Source organism: Methanobrevibacter sp. (assembly GCF_017432245.1).
Classification (GTDB): Archaea; Methanobacteriota; Methanobacteria; order Methanobacteriales; family Methanobacteriaceae; genus Methanobrevibacter.
On the sequence record NZ_JAFRJO010000007.1, the window covers coordinates 1 to 22093 of the forward strand.

General features: G+C 32.5%; 19 protein-coding genes and 1 pseudogene. 18 read left to right on the forward strand and 2 right to left on the reverse strand.

The genetic code is table 11. The annotated features are described in order from the left end of the window. The 12 genes and pseudogenes from IJI80_RS00575 to mtrA form a co-directional block, all read left to right on the forward strand. On the forward strand, nt 1-196 hold a 196-nt coding region (locus IJI80_RS00575), incomplete at its 5' end, for an RtcB family protein (RefSeq protein WP_292786473.1). Between the two features lie 26 nt (nt 197-222). Next, a complete protein-coding gene (mtnP, locus tag IJI80_RS00580) occupies nt 223-996 on the forward strand; it encodes an S-methyl-5'-thioadenosine phosphorylase (protein ID WP_292786476.1) in 774 nt (257 codons plus the stop codon). Between the two features lie 527 nt (nt 997-1523). Beyond that, nucleotides 1524-2234, forward strand: a complete 711-nt coding sequence (locus tag IJI80_RS00585) for a hypothetical protein (protein WP_292786478.1) — start codon at nt 1524-1526, stop codon at nt 2232-2234. Between the two features lie 338 nt (nt 2235-2572). Beyond that, entirely contained in the window at nt 2573-3721 is a 1149-nt protein-coding gene (locus IJI80_RS00590) for a tocopherol cyclase family protein (protein WP_292786481.1), read from the forward strand. 117 nt (nt 3722-3838) lie between these two features. Continuing rightward, nucleotides 3839-4528 carry a phosphatidate cytidylyltransferase gene (locus tag IJI80_RS00595; protein WP_292786483.1) on the forward strand — a complete coding sequence of 230 codons (690 nt, stop codon included), beginning with the start codon at nt 3839-3841 and terminating at the stop codon, nt 4526-4528. 886 nt (nt 4529-5414) lie between these two features. Further along, a complete protein-coding gene (locus IJI80_RS00600) occupies nt 5415-7625 on the forward strand; it encodes a CDC48 family AAA ATPase (RefSeq protein WP_292786485.1) in 2211 nt (736 codons plus the stop codon). 403 nt (nt 7626-8028) lie between these two features. Further along, a complete protein-coding gene (locus tag IJI80_RS00605) occupies nt 8029-8862 on the forward strand; it encodes a methanogenesis marker 8 protein (protein WP_292786488.1) in 834 nt (277 codons plus the stop codon). 194 nt (nt 8863-9056) lie between these two features. Further along, nucleotides 9057-9692: a 7-cyano-7-deazaguanine synthase QueC gene (gene queC, locus IJI80_RS00610; RefSeq protein WP_292786490.1), complete on the forward strand. Its 636-nt coding sequence runs from the start codon at nt 9057-9059 to the stop codon at nt 9690-9692. Between the two features lie 74 nt (nt 9693-9766). Next, nucleotides 9767-10126 carry a 6-carboxytetrahydropterin synthase gene (locus IJI80_RS00615; RefSeq protein ID WP_292786492.1) on the forward strand — a complete coding sequence of 120 codons (360 nt, stop codon included), beginning with the start codon at nt 9767-9769 and terminating at the stop codon, nt 10124-10126. Nucleotides 10127-10184: 58 nt separating this feature from the next. Further along, the gene (locus tag IJI80_RS00620) at nt 10185-10793 is read left to right on the forward strand and encodes a 7-carboxy-7-deazaguanine synthase QueE (RefSeq protein WP_292786495.1); all 609 of its coding nucleotides are present in this window, start codon (nt 10185-10187) and stop codon (nt 10791-10793) included. Between the two features lie 131 nt (nt 10794-10924). After that, nucleotides 10925-11347, forward strand: a complete 423-nt coding sequence (locus IJI80_RS00625) for a universal stress protein (RefSeq protein ID WP_292786498.1) — start codon at nt 10925-10927, stop codon at nt 11345-11347. 424 nt (nt 11348-11771) lie between these two features. Further along, nucleotides 11772-12308: pseudogene (gene mtrA / locus IJI80_RS00630) on the forward strand (tetrahydromethanopterin S-methyltransferase subunit A); the annotation flags it as partial. Between the two features lie 368 nt (nt 12309-12676). On the opposite strand, the gene IJI80_RS00635 reads toward mtrA, so the two are convergent. Beyond that, complete coding sequence (locus IJI80_RS00635) at nt 12677-13126, reverse strand: MarR family transcriptional regulator (protein WP_292786501.1); 450 nt, start codon at nt 13124-13126, stop codon at nt 12677-12679. A gap of 366 nt (nt 13127-13492) precedes the next feature. On the opposite strand from IJI80_RS00635, the gene IJI80_RS00640 reads away from it, so the two are divergent. Beyond that, nucleotides 13493-14593, forward strand: a complete 1101-nt coding sequence (locus tag IJI80_RS00640; RefSeq protein ID WP_292786504.1) for a cation diffusion facilitator family transporter — start codon at nt 13493-13495, stop codon at nt 14591-14593. Between the two features lie 243 nt (nt 14594-14836). On the opposite strand, the gene IJI80_RS00645 is transcribed toward IJI80_RS00640, so the two are convergent. Continuing rightward, nucleotides 14837-15607, reverse strand: coding sequence for an SDR family oxidoreductase (locus IJI80_RS00645; protein WP_292786506.1), 771 nt, complete (start codon nt 15605-15607; stop codon nt 14837-14839). A gap of 479 nt (nt 15608-16086) precedes the next feature. Here IJI80_RS00645 and thiC point away from each other — a divergent pair, with 479 nt between their 5' ends. The 5 genes from thiC to IJI80_RS00670 all read left to right on the forward strand — a co-directional run bounded on the left by thiC (nt 16087) and on the right by IJI80_RS00670 (nt 22086). After that, complete coding sequence (gene thiC, locus IJI80_RS00650) at nt 16087-17361, forward strand: phosphomethylpyrimidine synthase (protein WP_292786508.1); 1275 nt, start codon at nt 16087-16089, stop codon at nt 17359-17361. A gap of 57 nt (nt 17362-17418) precedes the next feature. Beyond that, on the forward strand, nt 17419-19074 hold the full coding sequence (locus IJI80_RS00655) for an ATP-dependent DNA ligase (protein ID WP_292786510.1): 1656 nt from the start codon (nt 17419-17421) through the stop codon (nt 19072-19074). Nucleotides 19075-19326: 252 nt separating this feature from the next. Continuing rightward, entirely contained in the window at nt 19327-19725 is a 399-nt protein-coding gene (locus tag IJI80_RS00660) for an exodeoxyribonuclease VII large subunit (protein WP_292786513.1), read from the forward strand. Nucleotides 19726-19856: 131 nt separating this feature from the next. Next, nucleotides 19857-21218 carry a phosphoglucosamine mutase gene (glmM, locus tag IJI80_RS00665; protein WP_292786515.1) on the forward strand — a complete coding sequence of 454 codons (1362 nt, stop codon included), beginning with the start codon at nt 19857-19859 and terminating at the stop codon, nt 21216-21218. A 64-nt stretch (nt 21219-21282) separates the two neighbouring features. Beyond that, nucleotides 21283-22086: an adhesin gene (locus IJI80_RS00670; protein ID WP_292786518.1), complete on the forward strand. Its 804-nt coding sequence runs from the start codon at nt 21283-21285 to the stop codon at nt 22084-22086. Nucleotides 22087-22093: the final 7 nt, after the last annotated feature.

Genomic DNA, 22093 nt, shown 5'->3' on the forward strand with positions numbered 1-22093 from the left:
ACAATTCACTGCAGATGGAATCGAGAAGGAATTGAATGCAAAAGGAATTCATGTAAAAGCAAATTCCGCTCCTGTTTTAGCTGAAGAGGCACCTGGTGCTTACAAGAATGTTGATTCAGTTGTCAAAACATCTCACGATGCAGGAATCGCTAAATTAGTTGCAAAAGTTGTTCCTTTAGCAGTTACAAAAGGATAAGTTGGCTCTGGTATTGAGGTTATCATATGATTGGAATTATTGGTGGTAGCGGAGTAGAAGAAATAAGTGAATTGGCTGATTCTATAGAAAAAAAGACTGTTGATACAGAATACGGTTCTGTTGAGGTTTCCCTTTTAAGCATTGGGGATAAGACAGTTGCTTTCTTGCCAAGACACTCTGCAGGTCACACTTGTCCTCCACATAAAATCAATTTTAAGGCAAACATTATGGCGCTGAAGGAGATAGGTGTCACTCAAATCATGGCTACAAATGCTGTAGGCTCACTTGATTTGGACATTGGCCCTGGATCAATTGTTCTTCCAGATGACTTTTTGGATTTCACTGTAAATAGGGATAGAACTTTCTATGACAATGAGGTTATACATATTGACATGACTGAACCTTTTTGCAATAGGTTGAGAGGAGCTATTTTATCTAATTCAGGCTGTGTTGATGGAAATGTGGTTGATGGAGGAACCATTGTCTGTACTGAAGGTCCAAGATTTGAAACTCCTGCTGAAATTAAGATGTTTAGCATATTAGGGGGAGCAATTGTTGGCATGACCACCTTGCCTGAAGCGGTTCTTGCAAGGGAAAAGGAAATGTGTTATGCTCCTATAGCGGTTGTTTCCAATTATTCCACTTCTATTTCCCCTACTAAATTAGATACAAAAGAAGTTCTTGACATTATGGCTCAAAAGAAAGGGGAATTGATCAACTTATTGTTTGATACAATTAAGGACTTATCAAAAGAGTGCGATTGTGAGTGTCATCACGTTTTAGATGATGCGCACATGTAATTAAACTTTTAATAATTTTTAATTTATTTTTTTACTTTTCTATTTTATTTAATCTATTTTATTTAATCTATTTTTTTATTTCTATTCTCTTTCCACTATTTTTTATATTTAATTTAATTTTTTTATAAATTCAAAACTTTTATATGCAACCAAGTTTATATACTTGTTACCATCAACCACTTAATCTAAAATTTTCAATCATGTTAAAATGAATGCGTTTTCATGTTTGAATAGATTATAGATTCAATGAAGGGGTATGAATCTATGGTCGTGGTTGATTACACCAATAAATCATCATAGTAGAATTTCATCATATTAAATCACTCCTATATTTCGTTTGTTCATAATATCAACTCATTGTTGTGCCTTTGTATTTTGTTTGCATTTTTTAGCCATGATGATTTGTTGGGATAATTTGGTTGGGATATTATTCAATAAGCTTAAGGGGGCTTATTTTATAATTGGGTGGGCTAATTTTATTTAACGTATTTTGTTGTCGAATGAATTTTCATCTATGAGGTGTTTTAATGAATGATTTTGGTTTAGTGCAATTGATTTGGATTAAGAGATTGGTAAATGAAACAGCTAGAATAAATACTTTAATTGAATGCAACAGATTATCTGAAAAAGACTTAAACAGATATAAGTCTGTCATTTCAGCTATTGATGACTTCTGTGCATTTGTAATTAACTCTCAAAACTGGAGAGATGTCAAGAACGTTTCAAGCATTGTTGATGAAGTGGAAATGGTTTTGTTCCAACATTTCTATGAACAGATTGGTGCTTTTGAAGATGAGGAAGTTCATTTGGACTTGTCTGGGGATGATGAAGTCAATCTCAGATTTGAAAATCCATTCATTGAGAACCAAAGCTTTGATGTGATTGATGATGCTGATTTGGAAAAGGTTTTCAATGGACCAGTATTGGAGGGGGATATTGTTGAAGTTCCGAATGAGATTGAATTTGGAATCAATGATGAAAATCCAATTTTAGAGCTCTTTGATATGAAACCTGGAGAGTCCCGTGAGATTTCTGTAGAGGATTTTATAAGGATTATCACTCAAAATCAAGAAGAACTCAGTTTCACTTTAAATCCAGAAACATTTCCAGATGAAGCAGACATCTTAAGTGAAGATGTGGAAGTTTCATTTGAGGAATTCATTGCACACCTTATCGACCAAAGCTCTTCAAAAGGCATGGACTTTGGCATATTTGATTATGATGATGATTTTGAATGATCAAAATCATTACCTTTTTTAGCTATTTTTTAATTCTATTTTCAATTCTACTTTTTTATTCTACTTTTTTATTCTCTTTTTTTAATTCTATTTTTCAATTCTCTTTTTAATTCTATTTTCAATTCTCTTTTTTTAATCAATTTTTCAATTTTCCCATATTTAAATAATAAAATATTTATTATAAAGATAATATAAATTAAAATATAGGATATATTAGTAGATTATTTAATTATTCAATCATTTGGCGATTAACTTGTCAAATTTATTTAATTAATTTGTTGATTTTATAATAATTAAATTATCAAATAATATGATTTTTTTCTTTTGGAGGATTTTGAATGAACAAAAGTGATTTGAAAAGAGACCATTTTATGTTGAAAGGTCCCCTTGCTAAGCAAGGTTATGACTGGTGGTGGCATTCTTTTACTGCTTACAATAAGGAAACGGGGGAACCAAGACCATTCTTTATAGAATACTTCGTTTGTAACCCTGATTTGGCTGAAGATGAACCTACATTAGGTCAAGACCCTAAAAACATTGAAGCAGGAAAAAGACCATCTTACTGTATGTTAAAAGTCGGAGCATATGGAAAAGATCCTAAACAGATTCACAATTTCTATTCCATGAAAGACTTTGAATGTCCGGATGATAAATTAGACATCAAGATTGGAGAATACAGTTTGACTGAAACTCATATGACAGGTTACTGTAAAGTCACTGAAGATGAAGCACGTGACCATCCTGAATACATGTCTGATGCAGGGGAAATGAAATGGGATTTGGATATTGACAAGCAAATTACTTTTAATGTAGGTTATGGTGCTAACAGTTTCTTTAGAAAGATAAACGCTTTTGAAATGTTTTGGCACGCTGAAGGAATCAAGACTCAATACAGTGGAACCGTTGAATTGGATGGTGTTGAGTATGAAGTAATTCCTGAAAAATCCTTTGGATATGCCGATAAGAACTGGGGTGGAGACTTCACAAGCCCTTGGTTATGGATATCCTCCTGTAATTTAACAAGCTTAATCACAGGCAAAAAACTTAACAACTCTGCTTTTGAAGCTGGTGGTGGAAAACCTAAGGCATTCGGTATTTCCCTTCCTCGTAAGCTATTGATAGGTTTCTATTATGAAGGAAAAATGTATGAATACAACTTTGCAAGATTCTGGAATAATGTAAGAGTCGATTTCGGATTCAAGGAAGGAGAAGTGGATAACGAATGGTACATCAACTGCAGTAACTGGAACAGCAAGCTTGAATTGAAACTATACTGCAAACGTGATGAAATGATGCTTTTCAATTATGAAGCTCCTACCGGTAAAAAACTTCACACCCGTCTTTGGAATGGTGGAAGCGGTTACGGTGAAATCAAATTGATGAAAAAGGATGGAACCTTAATTGACCATATCAAAATAGAAAATGCCGGTTGTGAATACGGGGAATATGATGATGATAGAACTCACAATATTATAGATGACAGATAAGTTATCTATAATATTATTTTTTTTATCATATCAATTCCTTAATTGATTTAATATTTATTATTTTTATAACTGTTATATTATTGTGTTTTATGATTAATTTTGTTTAAGAGAGATATTATGTTATTTAGCGATATAATTGCATTGATTATTGTTTATCTTTATGTAGTTGTCATATTCCTATTGGCAGAAAAGGTATTAAAGAGCAGGCCGGAGGTTTCCCGTAAGTTTGTTCATATCATGGTGGGTAATATGATATTTGCCATGCCATTTTTCTCAGACCCTTCAATCTTGCTTTGGTTTATCACATTGCCTATTACAATTGCTCTGTTCTTCTTGACAGAGTATTCCCCAATTACAATTCACAACAGCGTAACTGAATCCGGTCATGCATTGGGATTGTTCTTCTATGCAGGTATTTGGTCTGTATTGCTTTTGATATTCCCAATTTTAATAGATCCTAATTTGCTTTGGATTGTAGCATTAGCTATTGTTCCTTTAGTATATGGTGATGGATTTGCAGCTCTTGTCGGTGGAAAATGGGGAAGAATCAAATATCGTATATTCGAAGGGGAAAAGACAGTTGCAGGTTCCCTTGCAATGCTTTCTGTAACTGCAGTTCTTTCTGTATTTGTATGGGTTTTCTACACTGCAATGGGATACACCCTTCCAGAGCTTAATTTCTGGTATATTTTGATTATTTCTGCAATTGCAACTATTGCTGAAGCTATCAGTTACGGTGGTATTGATAACCTTACCGTACCTTCTGTAACTGCAATTTTGTATTATTTGGTTGCAACCATATTATAAAATGTTATCACTTATTGTGATAACTTTTCTTATTTTTTTAATTATTTTTTAACTATATTTTAATTATTTTTTTAATAATTTTTTAATTATTTTTATACTATTTTTATATGAAATCCTGGTTTGTTTCAACATATTCAAATGATATTTCATTTTCTTTAATTTTTTATACTTAAATAACTTAAATTTATTTTTAATTAAATCAATTTATTTTAATTTTAAATCAATATTTCTCTATATTTTGATATAATATTGAGTTTAATAACTATTTTAATTATTTTAACTATTTTAAACAAATTATAATAATTTTAACAATTTTTAGATTAAAATAACTTTTTGTTAATAAAATCGAAACCTTTATATACTATGAAGTGCAAGTATTATTTAGTTACAAAAACTAACTAAAAGATTTACATTAATAATTGTTGATAAATTTTTAATAAATTCTTTTAATTCTTTATTTGGTTAATTAAATCAAGTTATTGTGATTAAAACGATTGAATAATTGAATTATTGGAATTTAACGAGAATTAATTCTTTTAATTATTTATTGATGATTAATTTGTATTTATTTGGTTATTTAAATAAATTGATGGTCTTTAAATCTTTAGTTTAATTTTAATGTATTTGTTGAAGTTTTTAAAATTTCATTTGTTTGTATTTGACCAATCCTTTATTTGGATTATTGATTAGATTCAAGCATTAAATAAATAATTTTGAAATTAATTCTAAACAATTGATATTTCTGTGCCATCAATGATTATTAATGGTCTTTTATTATTGTAACTAATAAAATTAGCTAAGCAAATCTTAGTTAAAGATCCATTAGCTAATTATCATATTTATCTATTCATTACTATTCAGAAAAAAATAAAAGGAGTTGAAGATTATGGCTGATGTAGAACTTAAAATCAAAGTTGCAGAAACATTATCCCAAAAGGATGTTGGTAAGAATATAGCTAAACTGGATATGGAATCCATGTTTAAACTCGGCCTAAAAGATGGGGATTTGATAGAAATTATCGGATCCAAACATACCGCAGCTATTGCAGTTGCTTCTCAATCTGATATGGAGTCTATTATAAGAATAGACGGTACTACCCGTAAGAATTCCGGTGCTTCAATTGGTGAGGAAGTTACCATTAAAAGAGCAGAAGCCAAGGAAGCTAAAAAAGTAGTGTTAGCTCCTATTGATGCAAGAATCAGGCTTGGTGGTGACTTTAACAGAGCATTCAGAAACCAAGTGATGGTTCAAGGAGACTTGATCAATACTGGAATCAAAACACCTCAAAGAAAATCTGTAAGCGGTGGCTTCTTTGATGATATCTTTGATGATTTAATGAACGTTCCAGGAATCGGTGCAATGAGTCAAATCAAGTTGGCTGTTGTCAGCACAAGCCCTGGAGGTGTTGTCAAAGTTGGACCGAACACTAAGGTTGAAGTAAATGAAGAACCTGTGGACGTTTCCAAATTGGAAGGTGTCACCAACCTTGTAGATATCAGTTACGATGATATCGGTGGTTTGAAAGAGGAAGTTAAAAAAGTCAGGGAAATGATTGAAATTCCTCTTAAGAAACCTGAATTATTTGAAAAGTTAGGTATCGCTCCTCCAAAAGGAGTATTGATGCATGGGCCTCCAGGTACCGGTAAGACCTTGCTTGCAAAAGCTGTAGCAAACGAAAGTGATGCTCACTTCATTGTAATCAACGGTCCTGAAATCATGAGCAAATATGTTGGTGGATCTGAAGAAAACCTAAGGGAATTCTTTGAAGAAGCTGAAGAAAATGCTCCATCAATCATCTTTATTGATGAATTGGATGCTATTGCACCTAAACGTGAAGAAACTCAAGGTGAAGTGGAAAGAAGAACTGTTGCACAGCTATTGACCTTGATGGATGGACTTAATTCCAGAGGTCAAGTGGTTGTAATTGGTGCAACAAATAGACCTGATTCCCTTGACGGTGCACTTAGAAGACCTGGTAGGTTTGACCGTGAAATTGAAATCGGTGTTCCTGATAAAGATGAACGTAAAGAGATTATGGAAATCCATACAAGAGGAATGCCTCTTGCAGATGATGTTGACTTGGATGACTTGGCAGATACAACTCATGGATTTGTAGGTGCTGACCTTGAAGCATTGGCTAAGGAAGCAGCTATGAGAGTTGTAAGGAGAATCATTCCAGATTTAGGTGCTGATGATGAAATTCCTCCAGAAGTGCTTGAAAAGCTCGTAGTAAATAAGGATGACTTCAAGTCTGCACTTAGAGAGATCCAACCATCTGCACTTAGGGAAGTTCTTGTGCAAGTTCCAAATGTCACTTGGGATGATGTCGGTGGATTGGATGAAGCTAAACAGGAGTTAAAGGAAGCTGTTGAATGGCCTTTGAAATACCCAGACAAATTCAAGGAATTTGGTGTCAGACCACCAAAAGGAACCTTGCTTTATGGTATTCCAGGAACTGGAAAAACCATGCTTGCAAAAGCTGTTGCTAATGAGAGTGAAGCTAACTTCATTGCAATCAAAGGACCTGAACTCTTGTCCAAATGGGTTGGTGAATCTGAGAAAGGTGTAAGGGAAGTCTTTAGAAAAGCAAGACAAACTGCACCTACTGTAATATTCTTTGATGAAATCGATTCAATTGCAAGTTCAAGAGGTGCTGAAGCTGGTGACTCTGGAGTAACCAAACGTGTTGTAAATCAATTGTTAACTGAAATTGACGGTCTTGAAGAATTGGAGGATGTTGCAATCATTGCAGCAACCAACAGGCCTGATATCATTGATCCAGGATTAATGAGGCCTGGAAGATTTGACAGACACATTAAGGTAGATGCTCCAAATGAAGATGCAAGACTTGCGATTTTCAAAGTCCACACTAAAGACATGCCTCTTGCAAAAGATGTCAAGCTTAAGAAATTGGCTAAAAACACCGAAGGATATGTTGGGGCAGACATTGAAGCTGTATGCCGTGAAGCTGCAATGCTCGCCTTAAGAGAAAACATTGAAGCAAACGAGGTCTCAGCTAAATTCTTCGATGAAGCTATGGATAAAGTGAAGCCAAAAACCGTAAGTGATGAAGAAGAATTGATTCAATATTACTAATTGGATTAATTCCTCATCACTTTTTTCCTCCTTAATTAATCATATTTAATCGCTCAAATCAAAATAAAACACACATAAAACACAAAATCAAAATATAAAAATCAAAACATAAAACACACTATAAATCAACTTAAAACACTAAAAACACCTATAATATATGCAATGGATTAAAGAATAGAGTTTTACCTTTTATCTATCTTTAATCCATTTCCTCTGTTTTTCTTTTTTTAATTCCTCTTTCTCATTCCTTTTTCTTTTTCGACAATTTCCATTATTATTTTATAGACTTTTCTTATCTTCATTAAGTTTTTATTCATTGAAAACATATTTATTAAATAAGAAATAAATTAAGTATAAAGTTATAATCTTAACAATTGTTAATTAATTTGAATTAGGGATTAATATGGATAAGCATGTAATTGAAGCTTTAGGAAAAGCTAGAGTGACTGTTCAAGATGGAAAAGTCGTTGATGTAGAAGAACCTAAGATTGAATACTGTCCTTTGTTTCATAAGCATAGAGGAATTGAAAAATTAACTGAAGAAGAAATCAAGAAAAACATAGAATTCAGAATAGATGACTTCGGAATGTGTACCAAGGATAGGGTATTAAGACTTAAGGACTTCTTATCCTTTGGAATTTCTGAAATATTGTCCACTTTGCTTGATGAAAATATCATTGACTGTGTAGTGATGGTCTGTGAAGGCTGTGGGACTGTACTTGTTACTGAAAGCGAATTGGCTCAAGGAGTTGGAGGAAGGGTTTCAGGACTTGTTGAAACCAGCCCAATACCAGAACTTATAGAGCAATTCCTTCCAAATCATGTTCTTGATGAGGAAAAGGCTTCTATAGATCAAGTGGAAGGTTTTAGATTAGCTATTGAAAATGGATATAGGAATATAGCAGTTACCCTTTGTTATCCTGAAGATGGGGTAATTCTTAGGGAATTGGAAAAGGAATACGATGATGTAAATGTTTATCTCTTTGGAGTTCATTCAACTGGATTATCCGAAGAAGAAGCTGAGCTCGTCTTTGACCTCTATGATGTAGTTACCGGGTGCGCTTCCAAACCTATTAGAGAAGTTGGTGCAGAAAGGGCCTTATGCTCTGTTGGAACTTCCATTCCAATTTTTGCAGCAAGTGAAAAAGGAAAAGAATTTGTTAACTTAAGATTAGATAAGATTGGAGGACCTAAAAAGAAAACAGGAAATTCAAGACATCCTGAACCTTTAATTTAAAAATTCTTCTTAAATGAAATTAAATATTTTTCTTTTTTTAATTTTTCCTTAAATCCTTTTTTATTCTTTTTTTAATTATTTTAATATTTTTATTTAATTTAATTATTTTTACCATTTTAATAATTAATTTTAAATGTATTGTAAAACAGATATATACTATTATATATTTATTAATTTTATTCATGGAGATTTAAATGTCAAAAGATGTAGTTTTAATATTATCTGGAGGATTGGACTCCTCTACTTTATTATACAAATTATTGAATGAAGGAAACAATGTCACTGCACTCAGTTTCAATTATGGTCAGAAGGCGGCTATTGAAATTGAAAGGGCAGCAGAAATCTGTAAGATGAATGATGTTCCTCATTTTGTATTTGATATCCAGAACATTGTGGATTTGCTCAGTAGCAGCTTGACTGATAAGGATAATGACAATGTTGAAGAGCCAGCAAGCACAGTTGTTCCAAGCAGAAATACAATATTGCTGGAACTTGCAACTGCCTTTGCAATAAGCAATGATATGGAAGAGGTCTATTACGGTGCAATAAAGGCAGATGTCGGTGATTATCCAGACACAACTCCAGAGTTCTTGGAGAAGATCAATGAGTTAAACAAAGTCAATAACTATGAATACATTCCTGTTTGCGCTCCATTTATTGATACAGACAAAAAGGATGTTGTAAAGCTTGCTTTGAAATTGGGAGTGCCAATAGAAAAGACTTGGAGCTGTTATGTAAACAATGATGGAACTCCTTGTGGAGAATGCTTCAGTTGCAAATCAAGAATAAAAGCTATTGAAGAAGCTAAAAAGGAATTAGGAATGGATTAATTGAATTATTAAATCAATAAAACAAATAAAATCAAATTGATTGGAAATTTTTATTAGTTGCGGAGGTTATATTTATGTTAACATTAGTATCAGAACATAGAATTTATGGTTGTCACAAATTAAAGAATCAAGGTGGGAAATGTACTCAATGGCATGGACACCAATATAGGATTATCTTAACCTTAAAGGCACCATATAAGGATTTAGACTATAGAAATATGATTATGGACACCTATGACATTGAAGCGATTTTCAATGAATTCATTGGTGTTGACCATTTGAACTTAAATGAATTCATGGGCTCAGAAGATCCTACAATGGAAGAAATGAGCAAGTTCTTCTATGATGGATTAAAACCTAAAATCGAATGTTTGGTGAGTGTTGGAGTTTATGAAACTCCAGAGACTGGTGTAACTTACGAACCTATGGAATAATTAACTAGATATTATTTTAAGTTTATTGTTTGTTAAATTGTTGAGTTTTTTAAAGTAGGTGATTAAAATTAAGGTTAGTGAAATATTCACATCATTTCAAGGTGAAGGTCCTTACATAGGAACTCCTGCAACCTTTTTAAGATTATATGGTTGTAATTTGAACTGTGAATGGTGTGATACTGACATTTCAACATATGAAATGCTCTCTGTTGATGATGTTGCAGAGATTCTAATTACTCAAATGGAGTTCAATAATATAAAATTATTGGTTATAACCGGTGGAGAACCTACTTTGCAGATGGAAGAGATAAAGCGTTTGATTAAAGAGCTTCCTGAAGACATTAAGATTCAGCTTGAGACAAACGGTTCCATTTTTGAATATCTTCCTGAAATGGAATATGTGGTCAGTCCAAAGGAAGATAAGGAGAAAATCTTTGAAAATTATTATAAATATGAAAATGTCTTTTTTAAGTTTGTAATCACTTCTCAAGAGGATATAGATGAAGTAATTTCCATAAAGGATAAGTATGGCTATAACAAGACTATCTGGCTGCAAGGGGAATTCAGCAAAGATGATCAAATGGCTGATTTGATTAGGGAAAACTTCCCTCGTTTAGAAAATATCAAATTATCTGTTCAAACTCATAAGTATTTAAATCAAAGATAAATATTCTTCTTAACTTTGTTAATGTATTATCGAATGAACTAATAATATACTTATATAAGTTAAATCAAATATATCATTAGGAAAAATATTTTTTAAATTGAAATTTTATTTTTAAAATTAAGTGTGGAATTATGTATAAAAGAATTTTATTACCAACTGATGGATCTGAACACTCTTTACGTGAAGTTGAAAGAGCTAAACATGTATTAGCAGAAGATGGAGAAATCATTATTCTCTCTGTTGCTATTAAGATAAGAAAAACAGCTTTCCATAGGGAAAAAGATGTAAGGAAAATGAATAAGGAATCTGTAAAGGAAGCTGAAGATAATGTAAAAGCTATGGCAGATTGCTTTGATGACAGTTTTAATGTAAGAACCATGGTAAAATCAGGTTTCCCATCTGAACAAATCAATAAAGTTGCTGAAGATGAAGATTGTGACTTGATTATCATTGCATCTTCAGGTGTAAGTGGCATTCATAAGTTTGTTCTTGGAAGTGTAGCTGAGAACGTACTTAAAGAATGTGAAAAAGATGTCTTATTGATTCATAACTAATTGATGAATCATTTCTTTTTTACTTTTTTTTCTTTTCTATTTTCTATTTTCAATTTTTAATTTCTAATTTTTTCATTTTCATTATTTTTATCTCATTTTTACCTATTTTTAATCATTGTTATAAGTCTTGTTTAACGGATTTTTCCTTATTTTTTTATTTATTTTTCTAAATAAGATTATAAAGTGCTTATTTTCTATTTTTAATAAGATTTAGCCATTTATATAAGTTCTTAAAGTCTAATTTACTTTTTTTAAAGTTAAAATGAGCAAATGTTTAAATACTCATTTAATTATAAATTTATTTGTAGTTTGTTTAATATGAAATTAATTTAATCAATTAATCAATTTTCATATTTATAGGGATTAGTTTGATAGTTTTAATAATTTAAAAATTAGCTTAGATTAAAATTAACGGAGAGATATTATGGCAGATAAAAAACCAACCGCTGATAATTGGCCTGTAGTAAGTGGAGACTACATTGTAGGGGACCCAGAAAGTCCTGTTGCTGTAACTACTTTAGCTTCTCACAATGAAGATATCCCAGCTGCTGCTGGAGCAGCAATCGCTGGACCTTGCAAGACTGAAAACTTAGGTATTGAAAAAGTTGTAGCAAACATCATTTCAAACCCAAACATCAGATTCTTGATTCTTTGTGGAGCTGAGGTACAAGGTCACATTACTGGTCAAAGTATCCAAGCATTACACGAAAATGGTTGCGACCCTGAGAAAAAGAAAATCACTGGTGCTACCGGTGCTATTCCATTTGTAGAAAACATTCCTATGGAAGGTGTAGAAAGATTCCAACAACAAGTAGAACTTGTTGATATGATCGATAATGAAGACGGTGGAGCAATCACTGCAAAAGTAAAAGAATGTATTGAGAAAGATCCTGGTGCATTAGAAGAAGATGCATTAATGATTGAATTGGATGAAGAAAATAGTAAAAAAGCTGCAAAAGTAGAAAAGTCTTCTAAAATTGAAGATGTGGAAGTAGCATAAAAATATTTTATTAATTTTTTCTTTATTCTTTTATTTTTTAATCATTTTTTAGGATTTATTCTTTTTTTAGATTTTTTTAGTTTATTTCTTTTTTTTAAAATAGCTTTTTTTAATTTTAGTATTTTAATTATTCTTTTTTAGTTTAGTTTTTTTAAAATAATTCTTAAAAACACTTATTTTTTCAGTTAAATATTAAAAAATAGTTCAATAAAATATGTTTAATAAGTTAATAAAATGATAATTATGTTTTAATAAGTTAATAAAATGATAAATATGGTTTTAATAAGTTAATAAAATGATAATTATGGTGTTTTAAGGGGAATGAAAATCTATTTAATGATTTCCAATGATTTGTCTGAAATTTTCTTTAATTGCTTTTCCATTCTTCCTTTTTCTTCTGCACTGTATCCTTCAAAGGTAATGACATCGAATTCTCCAAATATGTCTATGCATTCTTCAAATGTCTTTATTCCTTTTTCAGTTAAATGCAAGTTACGGCGAGCATTGTTCTCCTTGTCGACAGTTTTATAAACCAATTCCTTTTCCTCTAGTTTTTTAAATGTTTTTGTAATGTTAGCTTCGGAAACGATTAGGTTATGTGCGATTTCTCTTTGGCTGATTCCGTCCTTATAATAGATTTTTGATAAAAACATTGCTTCCGCAGGATTGATCTTTAAATTTGCACTTTTTTCCTTAAAGAATTCTCCAAATCCTTTAGTTATATTATACCAAGAGTTTAAGTAACTGTCTTCCTGATTGAATACTGAATCTTTTCTCATTTTATCCCCTCAATTTTCCTTGTTAATATTTAACTTTGTTAAAATATATAAAGATATTGAAAAATTTGAATAATGTACAATTTTGGCTATTTTTAGTGTTTTCTTGTTGGGAATGGTTTTTAATTTTTATGTCTTTGATTATTTTTTTATTAATTTTTTATAATATTGTCATATTTTTTTATTTTATTTGATTGTTTTTCCATGAATTTTCGGATTTTTTGACAATACTTATCTAAGTTTGGTATTCTTTTGATTCAAATTTCAAGGTAAAATCATAGGCAGAGTGAAGATTTAAAGGATAAGATTTATTTATTTAAGGAATATAATTATAATTAATGTTATTTTTTTATTAATTGAGGCATATTTATGGAGAGAGACAAGATTATAGTAAGAACCAGTGTCATTGGAATACTGGTGAATTTAGTTCTTGTTGCATTTAAGGCAACTATCGGAATTATGGTAAACAGTATTGCAATTACATTGGATGCAGTAAATAACTTAACTGATGCTTTATCATCAATCATAACAATCATTGGAACAAAATTAGCAGGAAGAGCGCCAGATAAAGACCATCCATATGGTTATGGTAGAATAGAATACTTTTCTTCTGTAATCATTGCAGTTATCGTATTGCTTGCAGGAATAACCGCTTTGGAAGAGTCTGTTCCAAAGATATTCAATCCTGTCTTGGCAGATTATACCTTTGTTTCAATATTCATAATTGCTGTTGCGGTAGTTGTAAAATTCCTTTTGGGAAGATATGTTAAAGGAAAAGGAAAGGAAATAAATTCACAGTCATTGGTTGCATCTGGAAGCGATGCATTGTTTGATGCTGTATTGTCCTTATCTACAGTAGTTGCAGCTATCATAAGCTATTTCTGGAATATAAGTTTGGAAGGTATTTTAGGTACAATAATCGCATTTGTAATTATAAAGGCAGCTATTGAAATGCTCTCTGAAACCTTAAGCAGCATGATAGGTACTCGTGTTAACAATGAGATAACTGACAAGCTTAAAGATACTATAGGCTCCTTTGAAGAGGTCTTAGGGGTTTACGACTTGACTTTGCATAATTACGGTCCAACCCAATTGATGGGATCTGTCCATGTTGAAGTAAAGGATGACTTGACTGCTAAGGAAATTCATAAGTTAACCAGAAAGATATTATATGCAGTTTATGATGAATTTGGAATTATACTTACTGTTGGAATCTATGCATCAAATGAAGATAGCGAAGAAACCAAAAAGATCAAGGAAAGCCTTAATAAGATAACTTCAAAATATCCTGAAATATTGCAGGTTCATGGATTCTATCTTGATGATGATATAAATCTAGTCACTTTTGATTTGATCATTGACTTTGAGGCAGACCGTCATGAAGTAAAGGAAAAGGTTTTAGAGGAAATCAGAGCATTGTATCCAGATTATCACTTTGATGCAATCTTAGATGCGGATTATAGTGATTAGTAAAATCAGTAGTATATAATCTTGGATGCAGATTATACTGATTAGTAAAATTAGTATTTAGGATATAAAATTTTATTTTATATTCTACTTTTTTGTTTAATTTGTCTTGAATTTGAAAAAGAGACCTAAAGTTTTAAATTTAGTTTAATCTGATTTAAAATTTTGAAAAATAGCTATTTTTAAAAAAAGTTTTAAAAGGAGAAATTCAATTCTCCTTTAATTTAAATAATAATTTTTAATTACTTATATTGCAGTCCATCCACCGTCAACACAGATTAATTGACCGGTACAGAAGCTGGAAGCATCGGATGCTAAGTAAATTGCGAGTCCGTCTAATTCACCAGGTTTACCTAATCTGCCTGCTGGACAGTATGCTGCAATGAGGTCCATGAATCCGTCCATTTCAATGGAGTCTACAGTTAATTCGGTTTCAAATACTGCAGGACCGATTGCGTTTACGGTAATGTTGTATTTAGCCCATTCTACAGCTAAGTTTTTGGTTAAGTTCATTACTGCACCTTTTGCTGAGGAGTATGCACTGATACCTCCACCTGGGAAGATTACTCTACTGTGGATAGAACCGATGTTGATGATTTTACCGTATTCTTGTTCGATCATGATTTCTCCAACAGCTTTACACATGTAGTATACACCGGTTAAGTCAATGTGAATGTGTCTTGCCCATTCTTCGTTGGATTGGTCAACAACCATTTTGTTGTTACCCATACCTGCTGCGTTTACGAGAATGTCGATTCTGCCGTAAGCGTCCATTACTTTTTGTACGGATGCAGTAATGCTGTCGTAGTCACCTACATCAGTAACAGCGTACATTACTTCGGTTCCGAATTTTTCTTCTATTTCTTTAACATTTTCAATTAATCTTTCTTCTCTTCTAGCGAATAATGCTAATTTTGCGCCTTGGCTTGCGTATGCTTGAGCAATTTGCCAACCTAATCCTGAGGAAGCACCAGTAACAACTGCTACTTTGTCTTTAATGTCGAAATAGTTTTTCATTTTAATTCTCCTAAAAAATTTTCCAACCAACGTTGTCAATTATAATTAATCATTTAATTTTTCAACTTTTGGTGGTTATATAATTATTTAGTATTTCAATTATTTAAATATTGTTTATTCAATTTTTTTAGATTTAACATGGTTAATTATATTATTTTGTTTAATTTTAATATTGATTTGTTCATTTTTATTCCCATTATTTATCCAGTTATGATTTTTTATATATGGTTGAGTAAAACTTGTAAAAATTTTCTTGATTTTTTTATAATTTCATTTAGTTTAATATATTTAAAACTATTGTTTTTTTCATAATTCTTTTAAAAAAATTTCCATTTCGTATTTTAGTTAAATCATTTAATTATAACAAATTAATTAAATAATAAACTACATACCTTAATATGTTATAGTCTAATTAATTTTAATGATTGCTATTGGATTTATTCAAATTTAAAATGATTTAATTTACTAAAGGTGCTTTAATGACACAGATGACTGAAGCAAAGAAAGGTAATATCACTCCTGAAATAAAGGCTGTTGCAGAATTTGAAAAGATAGATGAAGCTAAGATAATGAAAGGAGTAGCTAATGGAACTATTGTAATACCAAAAAATATCAGAAGAGATACAAAGGCTTGCGGTATTGGAAAAGGATTAAGCACTAAAATCAATGCTAATATAGGATCATCAAGCAAAATAGAAGACATTGATCTTGAAATGAAAAAGGCAAAGTTGGCAGTTGATTTCGGTGCGGATGCAATAATGGACTTAAGTACAGGTCCAAAGCTATTGGAGTTTAGGGAAAAGATAATGAACTCTGTAGATGTGCCTATAGGTACAGTTCCAATTTATGAAGCAGGTGTAATCACATTAAATAAAGGCAATGAGATCATCGAGATGGATGAGGATGACATATGGGAATCAATCATTCATCAGGCAAAAGATGGTGTTGACTTCATGACACTTCATTGCGGTATAAATCAGGATTTGGTTGAAAAGCTTCAAAAAGCCAAAAGGATGATGGGAATCGTAAGCAGAGGTGGAACTTTCCTCGCTTCATGGATTTTGCACAATGGGGAGGAAAACCCATTATATGCAAATTATGATTATCTTTTGGAAATCGCTTTGGAATATGATATCACCCTTTCCTTAGGCGATGGGCTTCGTCCTGGATGCTTATCTGATGCAACAGACACTTCCCAGATTCAGGAATTGGTTACATTGGGAACACTTGTCAAAAGGGCTCAGGAAGCAGGAGTTCAAACTATGGTTGAAGGTCCAGGGCATGTTCCATTAAATCAAATCAGGTCCAATATGGAAATTCAAAAGACATTATGTCATGGAGCTCCATTTTATGTTTTAGGTCCAATCGTTACAGATTTGGCACCTGGTTATGATCATATCACTTCAGCTATTGGAGGAGCTATTGCAGCTTCAAGCGGTGCTGATTTCCTATGCTATGTAACACCTGCAGAACATTTGTCACTGCCTTCCCTCGAAGATGTTAAGGAAGGAGTTATTGCAAGCAAGATTGCTGCACAAGCTGCAGATGTTGCCTTAGGATTGGAAACTGCATGGGAAAAGGAAGTGGAAATGGCAACTGCAAGGAAAAACTTTGACTGGGAAGCTCAATTCAACCTTGCTTTTGACAATGTAAAGCCAAGGCATTATAGAAACAAATGTGAACTTGATGATGATGAAATGTGTGCTATGTGTGGAGAATATTGTGCAGTTAAAATAGCTAAAGGAGACTTTTAATTAATTCATTCTTTAAAATTTATCAACAAATTCAAATATTGATTTGGGAGCTATAAAATGAAATATCAAGAACTTGTTAATGTTTACGAGGCATTAGGAGCCACTACAAAAAGATTGGAAAAGACAGATATTTTAGCGGATTTCTTCAAAAGAGTTGAAGAGGAAGATTTAGAGAAGATCACTTTAATGGCTTTAGGGAGCGTTTTCCCATCTTGGAGTGAAGAGGAACAGGGAATAGGTGATAAGCTTGTTATGAAAGCTGTTGGAGATGCAGTAGGAGTTTCTGTAGATATAGTTGAAGATGCCATTCGTGATGAAGGAGACATTGGAGCAGCTGCAGAAAAGTTATATGCAAAAAAAGCTCAGATGACATTTTTCTCACAACCTTTAACTGTCAAATTTGTTTATAATCAATTAAGGAAATTGGCAACAATATCTGGAAGCAGATCCACTGCCCGTAAAATTTCCAATATTCTTGAACTTTTATCTTCAGCTTCAGGAAAGGAAGCTAAATACATCTGCAGAACAATCTTGGAAGAGCTTAGGATTGGTGTAGGTGAAGGAATCATTCGTGATGCAATATCCCAAGCATTTGGTGTTGACAAGGCAGTTGCTGAAAGGGCTCATATGCTGACAAATGACTTAGGTCTTGTTGCAAAAGTGGCAAAGCTTGAAGGTGAAGATGGCCTTAAAAAATTGACATTAATTCCGGGAAGAGCTGTAAAGCCAATGCTTGCACAATTGTCTGAAGGAATTGACATAAGCATTGAAGAGATGGGATGTGCACTTTGTGAGACAAAGTATGATGGTTTCCGTACTCAATTCCATAAGAAGGGAGATGAAATCACATTGTTCACAAGACGTCTCGAAAACGTGACTCATGCTTTCCCAGATGCAGTGGATTTCATAAGAAGAGGTTTCCCAGATGAAGACTTCATTGCAGAAGGGGAAATTGTAGGATTTAAGGATGACAGGCCTCTTCCATTCCAGACAGTATTGCAAAGGGTCAGAAGGAAATATGATATCCATGATGCAATGAAAAATGTGCCTATAAAGATATTCCTATACGATTTGCTCTACTTTAAGGAACCTGTAGTTGATGAACCTATCATTAAGCGTAGGGAGATTTTGGAAAATGCTGTGGATACCTCAATTGATGAATTGAACCTCAGTGATATTGTAAAAGTAGGTCCTGAAAACATAGATGATGCTGTAGAATTATTCAATAGGTCCATTGCTGGTGGACATGAGGGGATAATGATTAAAAACTGTGCTGAACCATATATTCCAGGCATCCGTGGAAAGAAAATGTTAAAGTTCAAGGCAGAACCTGAAACATTGGATGCAGTTATCGTTGGAGGAACAAAGGGAATAGGTAAAAGAGGAGAGTTTATAGGATCTTATGAGATTGCGCTTCGTGATGAGTATGGAGAATTGCAAACCATCACAAAAATTGGAAGTGGATTTTCAGATGATGATTTGGCAAATCTCACAAAGCAAATGAAAGAAATTATAATCTCAGAGAAAGGAACTCACATTACTGTTCAGCCAAAAATCGTTTTGGAAATCAAATACAGTGAGATTGTAAAAAGTCCAGAATATCCTGCAGGATACTCTTTACGTTTCCCAATTGTAAAAGGCATAAGGACAGATAAGGGCGTAGAAGACATTGATACAATTGAAAGATTAGAATCTATGTATTATGGTGAATAATCTTACTTTCCTATTCTTTTATTTTATTTTTTTTATCATTTTTTATTCTTTTTTAACTATTTTTTATTTTTAATTTTTTCATTAAATATGATAATTTTTTCATAGAGTTTCATTATTGATGTCATTTTAAATAATTTTAACACTCTTAAAACAATATTATAATTAGAATACAATCTATTTTTAAAATTTAAGCAATATTTATAAGTTATTTGCTAAATAAATCATTTTAATTATTTATTTATTGGTGATTTTATGGAATTAAATGACAAGATAATTTTTAAGGTAGCATTGATTACATCACTTGTAGGAATTATAGGAATGCTGGTTTTCGCATCTTACATTGAACCGAAGGAAATTCAAATAAAGGACATTACACGAAACAATATTGGAGAAACTGTAGCGGTTACAGGAGTGGTTGAATCCATAAAGGAATCTTCAAGTGGCAGTTCATGTTTCATTGAGCTGAATGATGGAACAGGGAAGATAAACCTAATCATATTCGAATCGACTTTAGTTGAACTTCAAGATGCAGGAAACGATTTGGAAAGTTTTGAAAATCAAAAAGTGAAAGTGATTGGAAGCATAACTGAATACAAGTCTTCAATGGAACTGATTTTATCCAATGCAAATTCGATTAAATTGGTTTCTTGAGTTCATTTTTAATAAAATATTTAAACTTTATAAACAAAAATATATTTAGATTTAAAATAATTTTAGATAATTTTAGATAATTTAAAATATCTGATATTTGATTATTTATTAATTTTATAAAAGGTCATAAAATGGTGGAAAAAAGATTATTTGGTACATTTGGTGTAAGAAGAACTGCAAATGATGTCTTGACTCCAGAATTTGCGTCACGTCTTGCTGCAAGTTACGGATCCATTGTTCAAGGTACAGTAGCTATTGGAGGGGATACAAGAACAAGCACTCCAATGCTTAAGCATGCAATCACTGCAGGTTTGCTTTCATCTGGCTGTGATGTGGTGGATTTGGGAATTCTTCCAACTCCAGCTATTCAATATGCTGTAAGAAATTATTATGATGGAGGAATCATTGTAACCGCTTCTCACAACCCTCCAAAGTATAATGGATTGAAATTCGTGGATGAGTTCGGTATAGGAACTCCAGATGATATGGAAATTGAGGTTGAAAAATTATACTTTGACTCAGAACCTAACAGGGCTTCTTGGGATAAGATTGGAGAATGCTTTACAAATGACACTATAATCAAGGAGTATATTGCAGAAACCATTAAAAGAGTTGATGCAGAAGCAATCAGAAACAGAAAACTTAAGGTTGTAGTTGATTGCGGTTCAGGAGCAGGTTCCTACACAGCACCTTATATCCTTAAGGAATTGGGATGTGAAGTGACAACCATCAACTGTCAGGCAGACGGATTTTTCCCAGGAAGAGACCCAGAGCCAATAGAACCAAATCTTCAAGACCTCATCGCAACTGTGAAGAATCTCGGAGCGGATATTGGTCTTGCTCATGACGGTGATGCAGACAGGACAATCTGCATTGATGAGAAAGGAAACTTCATTTTAGGCGACAAGACCTTTGCCCTTGTTGAAAAGCATATGTTGAAGGAAAATGGCGGAGGAATTATTGTAACTACTGTAGCTACTTCCCAAGCTATTTATGACATTGCAGAAGAGTTCGGTGGTGAAGTTATAGCAACTGCTGTTGGAGATTTGCTTGTTGCAAGAAAACTTAAAGATACTGACGGTCTATTTGGTGGTGAAGAAAACGGAGGACTCATTTTCCCAGATTTCATCTATGGAAGAGATGCAGCTATGACTGTAGCTAAAATACTCGAAATCTTAGTCAAAGAAGACAAACCATTATCCGAGCTTGTAGCAGAGCTTCCAGTTTATTATCAGGAAAAATTGAAAATCGAGTGTCCTGATGACCAAAAGCAGGAAGTCATGTCTAAGATTGCTGATGAGATCAAGGAAACAACTGATTTTGAGCTTGATACAACAGATGGAGTGAAGATCTTGAAGGATGACGGCTGGGTAATAATCAGACCTTCAGGTACTGAACCGATATTCAGATGTTTCGCTGAATCTGATTCTCAAGAGAAAGCTGATGAAATGGCAAACTGGGGAATCAGTTTAGTTGAGAAATATAAAAATTAATTATTTTTTTAACAATTAGAGATAATTTTTAATTATTCTCTAAATTTTTACTATTTTTGAGAATATGATTCCGGATAACAATAAATCAAAATTAATTCTTGTTTTGGTGATTATTTTAGCGATAGCTATTCTTTTCTTTGGATATGCAATATCTGTAAATAACTCCAATCAGTCTCAAAATGCTGTAGCTATTGGTGATGATAGCATTGATATCAATCAATCCTACCCTGACGGACCTACAGCTGAAGCTAAAATAGACACATCTGATGTCAATTCACAGTTGCTTGGAGAGAATGATTTAGGTTCTGTAGAGCTATTGGGACCTTTTGGAAACCCTGATTCAGATATAAAAATAGCCTATTCAATTGGTATGCATCCATTGGAAAGCAAAGTGCATAAGGCCTTATTTGATACAATAGTGGCTAAAAACAGTTCCTTAAATTATTGTTATTACATCTATAAAATAAATGTAACTAACTACAATACTGATGACGAAGGAAGAATGGATGGTCAGCTTCTAGCTCAGGAATTTGTAGCCCCTCATATAATAAACAATGATTATGACCTTTTCGTAGATGTTCACAGCAATAAGGGGATGATTTCAGGAACTTATGAAGAAACCAATTTTGTCTTTGCAGTAGGTCAAGATGAAAAGTCCGAAGCATTTGTAAATAAGATCTTGGATAAGATGCCAGAATTGGTTTACTATTTCCCAAGTGCACAGTCAAGCCCTCCTTACATTACATTGCCTACAGAGCAAGCGGGGATTCCAACTGTAAACTATGAAACATATTGTTATGAACCGATTAATACAACTTATGACTTGATGGATAAGTTTGTGGATGTAGTAGATAATTTAGAATTTTAATAAATTT

Excerpts from the sequence above, each read along its gene's own strand:
- mtnP (WP_292786476.1), top strand. The coding sequence starts at position 223 with ATGATTGGAATTATTGGTGGTAGCGGAGTAGAAGAAATAAGTGAATTG.
- IJI80_RS00585 (WP_292786478.1), top strand. The coding sequence starts at position 1,524 with ATGAATGATTTTGGTTTAGTGCAATTGATTTGGATTAAGAGATTGGTA.
- IJI80_RS00590 (WP_292786481.1), top strand. The coding sequence starts at position 2,573 with ATGAACAAAAGTGATTTGAAAAGAGACCATTTTATGTTGAAAGGTCCC.
- IJI80_RS00595 (WP_292786483.1), top strand. The coding sequence starts at position 3,839 with ATGTTATTTAGCGATATAATTGCATTGATTATTGTTTATCTTTATGTA.
- IJI80_RS00600 (WP_292786485.1), top strand. The coding sequence starts at position 5,415 with ATGGCTGATGTAGAACTTAAAATCAAAGTTGCAGAAACATTATCCCAA.
- IJI80_RS00605 (WP_292786488.1), top strand. The coding sequence starts at position 8,029 with ATGGATAAGCATGTAATTGAAGCTTTAGGAAAAGCTAGAGTGACTGTT.
- queC (WP_292786490.1), top strand. The coding sequence starts at position 9,057 with ATGTCAAAAGATGTAGTTTTAATATTATCTGGAGGATTGGACTCCTCT.
- IJI80_RS00615 (WP_292786492.1), top strand. The coding sequence starts at position 9,767 with ATGTTAACATTAGTATCAGAACATAGAATTTATGGTTGTCACAAATTA.
- IJI80_RS00625 (WP_292786498.1), top strand. The coding sequence starts at position 10,925 with ATGTATAAAAGAATTTTATTACCAACTGATGGATCTGAACACTCTTTA.
- IJI80_RS00635 (WP_292786501.1), bottom strand. The coding sequence starts at position 13,126 with ATGAGAAAAGATTCAGTATTCAATCAGGAAGACAGTTACTTAAACTCT.
- IJI80_RS00640 (WP_292786504.1), top strand. The coding sequence starts at position 13,493 with ATGGAGAGAGACAAGATTATAGTAAGAACCAGTGTCATTGGAATACTG.
- IJI80_RS00645 (WP_292786506.1), bottom strand. The coding sequence starts at position 15,607 with ATGAAAAACTATTTCGACATTAAAGACAAAGTAGCAGTTGTTACTGGT.
- thiC (WP_292786508.1), top strand. The coding sequence starts at position 16,087 with ATGACACAGATGACTGAAGCAAAGAAAGGTAATATCACTCCTGAAATA.
- IJI80_RS00655 (WP_292786510.1), top strand. The coding sequence starts at position 17,419 with ATGAAATATCAAGAACTTGTTAATGTTTACGAGGCATTAGGAGCCACT.
- IJI80_RS00660 (WP_292786513.1), top strand. The coding sequence starts at position 19,327 with ATGGAATTAAATGACAAGATAATTTTTAAGGTAGCATTGATTACATCA.
- glmM (WP_292786515.1), top strand. The coding sequence starts at position 19,857 with ATGGTGGAAAAAAGATTATTTGGTACATTTGGTGTAAGAAGAACTGCA.
- IJI80_RS00670 (WP_292786518.1), top strand. The coding sequence starts at position 21,283 with ATGATTCCGGATAACAATAAATCAAAATTAATTCTTGTTTTGGTGATT.